The following is a 3,946-nucleotide window of genomic DNA, read 5'->3' as shown; positions in this document are numbered from 1 at the left end:
ACAACAAATAAACCATCTGTAAATTCGTGCTGTTTATGAAACACTTTCCAGGCCTTGTGACTATTGGTTACTGATTTTTTGTTGTATCGGTTTAATCGGTTATGCCTATTATTATGAATGGATAAAATTAGATACATTAGAACAACAAAATAGGGAAACTAATAAAATGCAAGAAGATATCATTTATTCGGCCATACTTGTGCGATGGCAGAGGAACAACCTTGTCAATTCTATCAAGACCGAAGCACAACATCTTTTCGTCATCTTCAGCGGCAGCAAACAGATACCAACGTCTATTATATTCCTTCAAAAGGTATGGATGCAGATTGACCACCAACTCTTGTTCTGGAGAAGAAAACTTATGGTAATGAATTTCTACGACCTGTTTCTGTGAAGCAGCCGTGAATAATTCACCCAATAAATTTGAATTCTCTAAAGGGTTTTTCGTAAATGAAATGATCTGACGCTCACTTTTGTTAATTCCCAAGCCTAGGCGAAGCCCTTCCAAAGCATCAAGATTTGGCAATCCATCAAATTGTCCCAAAAGAGAAAGAGCTTCGGAAAGCAGATATTCCTCATCACTGGTCATTTCCTTCTTAAATATAGAAAATGATGGTTGAGCATATCTCAGACATTGCTTCATATATGACTTCTGTTTTTCCTTGCTATAGCCAGGAACAGAATATCGCTCTATATCCACCATGAAGGGACCTTCATATTCAAGGTAGTATATATCTTTCTCTATGGTACGACGAACCACACCATTTGTATCAGGGTACATGTCTGCCAAACGATTACTTACTTCTTCGGTAAGATCATCCAAAGAGTAATTATGATACCGACTACTTAGGAGTTCATCGAGTATCTTATATCTGGTCATTGCATTTTTGTTTGCTGGCATAACGTTTATGATGCTATAGCTAATTTATAATCAGGATTGTACTTTCCTTGCTTGTTTACTTCTTCACAAATGTTTCGTACAACGATAACTCCATCAACGCTGACTGTCATCAACTTTGATTCGTCAATTGAAAAACCAGCGTTCGCTACATTTCTAAAGGCAATTTTGTCACCTTGGTCTTGCCAATGTGATAACATTTCGCGAGTTTCAGTATCGTAGATATACACATCGTTGGATGGAACATGTCCTCTTCCACCTAGAGACTTTGCTTCATATCCCTGGTTTGATAATGCCATGAGCTTACCTGACGGACTAAAGCATAGCAACGAACGGTCTTCTATTCGGAAATGACTCCTAATAAAATTAAAGTCGTTTGCATTTTCTTCATTGAACTTTTCAAAGTCACTCTGATTTATAAGGTATAAATCCGGAGCACTATCGTATGTGCCAAATAAACCATTCTTTGTAAATGCACAAATCCAAGTTGCCCATCTTGCAATCTCTGTATCACAGATTTCGCGTTCAAGCGATAATGACTTTGTTACCTCGTTATAGTTTATCTTAACGAGTTTCAAATAACCATTATTACCAGGTTTGCCTACAATTCCAACATATTTATTGTCATATGAGAATGCCACATAATTCAAAAAAGACAATGTGGTATCCAGTTCAATATCTAGTTCTTGTTCTGCATCCACCACACCAACTACAACATAGTGTTTGATATGAAGGAATATTGCGCTGAAGTCAGGATATGCACTTTTCTGGATGTTGTCCAACCACACTTTTGCACGTTTATTTTCGTTCGAATATGATTCAAAGTACTCTTTATGTTCAGAAACAAGAGATTTTCTTTTGCTTTCAATCTCCGATTTCTGTTCATCAGTATAATTAGCAGAGAATGACGTGTCGTATTCTTTCTTAATATCAAAGAACTCATCCCTTGATATTTCTTTATTTGTAAGTCTGTTGAAATAACGAGACTTTAAGCCTGTCTTTGCATATAACTTACCATCCGGACTGATGAATGCATAATACTGTGCATTAGATTTTTCCCATTGGAAAGTTATTGGATTATAAACTTTCAGTTCGCGACCACCTACACGTCTTCCATTAACATCCTCCATGAATAGCAAATTACCAGTTTTATCAAAATCCACAAAGTTGCCAGTTAACACAGTTTCTTCTTTTTGATCAAGAATATTATAAAGTGCATATTTATTGCCACCTTTAGAATATACTAAATATTTGCCATCAGAAGACATCTTTGCTTTAGTATGCTTTTCCTCCTCAAAACTTATAGTCTTAACTTCGTTCCACTTTGTGTTCGATAACTCATAATAACTATACGCATTGTTATTCTTGCATACCAGTTTGTTCTCTGATCTGCAAACAATTCTGTAAGCCGAAATCTCCGAACCATCTATGATTATCGGAGCCTGTGTTTCTCTTGAAGGTATAAAGTCAGCAACATCATTCTTGCTAGCGAAGGTGGAAACAACCTCGCCATTTCTCAGCATGAGATATAATGATGAACTAGCCTTAAAAAGAGCTTTCTCATTTTTGATAATTAAGTCGTCTAGGCCTGGTGACGCATTTGCACCACTGCCGTAACTTGTCTCATATCCTTTGTTTGAGATCCATACAAGCCTTTCTCTATAATTATAGAATGGATTTGATACACGATCTGTTTTTTTATAATATGTCATCTTGCTCTCGTACATCCTTTCCAAGCATTCAACAACATACACTCCATCCTTTGTTGGGTAGAAGATGACTGATTGATTGATATAATCAAAGTGTATCTCTTTCGTAAAGGATGTAGATTCATCCCCTTTCGCGATTTTCTCTCTACATTCCTGTGCAAAAGACTCGCTTAGATTTGAATATTCCTTTTTGCTCTTTGAATTATCAAAACGATTTGCCCATGTAGGGTTTTTGATAACAAGACCATTAATATTAAAGTCTGTGATAAGAGGGGTGTACTTAAATACCCCTTTTGTTAAAGCACTTGATTTCAAATCAATGTACTCATATTGAGAATACTTATATGTGATAAGATACCCAGAAGTTGTCACACCAATAACATTGTCGTTCATCTCAAACTTTTGGGCATAATCTGAATCTATATCTATAGCGTAGATATATTTATCTTCCATTACATACAACAAGCCATTCTCATTGTCAACGTGGTAGAAGTCTTGTCCTTTTGGGTTTTTATTTTCGAATTCAGTCTCAACTGAAAGGTTTTCTGTCCTGATAATACTAACAGAAGAATTGCACTTGTCAAGAACGTATAGCGTCTTAAAATCTTTGCTATGTGCAATAATTTCACCTATCTCTAAGACTCTTCTATACAGAGTTTGTCTGCATTAAATATACTTAGCGACGTACCATCAGAATGTTTTGTGGAGAACAAGAGTTTACCGTCTGTTATATACTGAATATCATTCGGGCTAAGATAGTTTTCTGTATATACATATGTCTCTATAGAAGGATCATAGATATGAATACGATCCTTCATAACAAAAATAATGTACGGAAAATCATCAAAGACATAAGCACGCTTCAAATCGCTACTGCCAAGACGTAACGCATTCTCAACACAAATCTTCTGACGTTCATTTGTCCGATTACTTATTACGATATATTCTCCGGCAACATTGAGTTTTGGCAAAACTTTTGTTTCACCAGCTTTTACAACTCCTTCGAACATCTTATGTCCATTGAAAAGGATTGTAAATGACTCTTCTTTTTCTGAGCGTACCTTATATTCTGTATTAAGGAACCCATGTCGTGGGTATATCTTCAAACAATTTTCCATATCTAAAATTTGCGCTATTTTTAAATTACGCTGCAAAGTTACGTTTGACAGACGAACTCATTGTTCGTAGCAACTAAATTACTTCATATTGCTTGTGACTTACCCTAAAAAAACTTGACACTTTTGGATGCCTAAAACAAAAGTGTATGAGAACAAAAGTAAAACGTGAAAGAGATCGTGTCCTAAATGAAGCGACAGGTCAGTATGAATGGGTATGGGTA

Annotated in this window: 3 protein-coding genes; all 3 read right to left on the bottom strand. The window is 35.9% G+C overall.

Going from position 1 to position 3,946, the window contains the following annotated elements:
* Positions 1–136: 136 nt before the first annotated feature.
* The 3 genes from CIK94_RS02590 to CIK94_RS02580 all read right to left on the bottom strand — a co-directional run bounded on the left by CIK94_RS02590 (position 137) and on the right by CIK94_RS02580 (position 3,761).
* Positions 137–901, bottom strand: a complete 765-nt coding sequence (locus CIK94_RS02590; protein ID WP_094421155.1) for a YafY family protein — start codon at positions 899–901, stop codon at positions 137–139.
* A 5-nt stretch (positions 902–906) separates the two neighbouring features.
* Entirely contained in the window at positions 907–3,060 is a 2,154-nt protein-coding gene (locus CIK94_RS02585) for a hypothetical protein (protein ID WP_094421153.1), read from the bottom strand.
* Positions 3,061–3,242: 182 nt separating this feature from the next.
* Positions 3,243–3,761 (bottom strand): hypothetical protein, encoded by a 519-nt coding sequence (locus CIK94_RS02580; protein WP_144008276.1) that lies wholly within the window; start codon positions 3,759–3,761, stop codon positions 3,243–3,245.
* Positions 3,762–3,946: the final 185 nt, after the last annotated feature.

Origin of the sequence: Prevotella sp. P4-51 (assembly GCF_002251455.1) — a bacterium.
GTDB lineage: Bacteria > Bacteroidota > Bacteroidia > Bacteroidales > Bacteroidaceae > Prevotella.
This window is presented reverse-complemented; position numbering and strand designations above follow the sequence as displayed.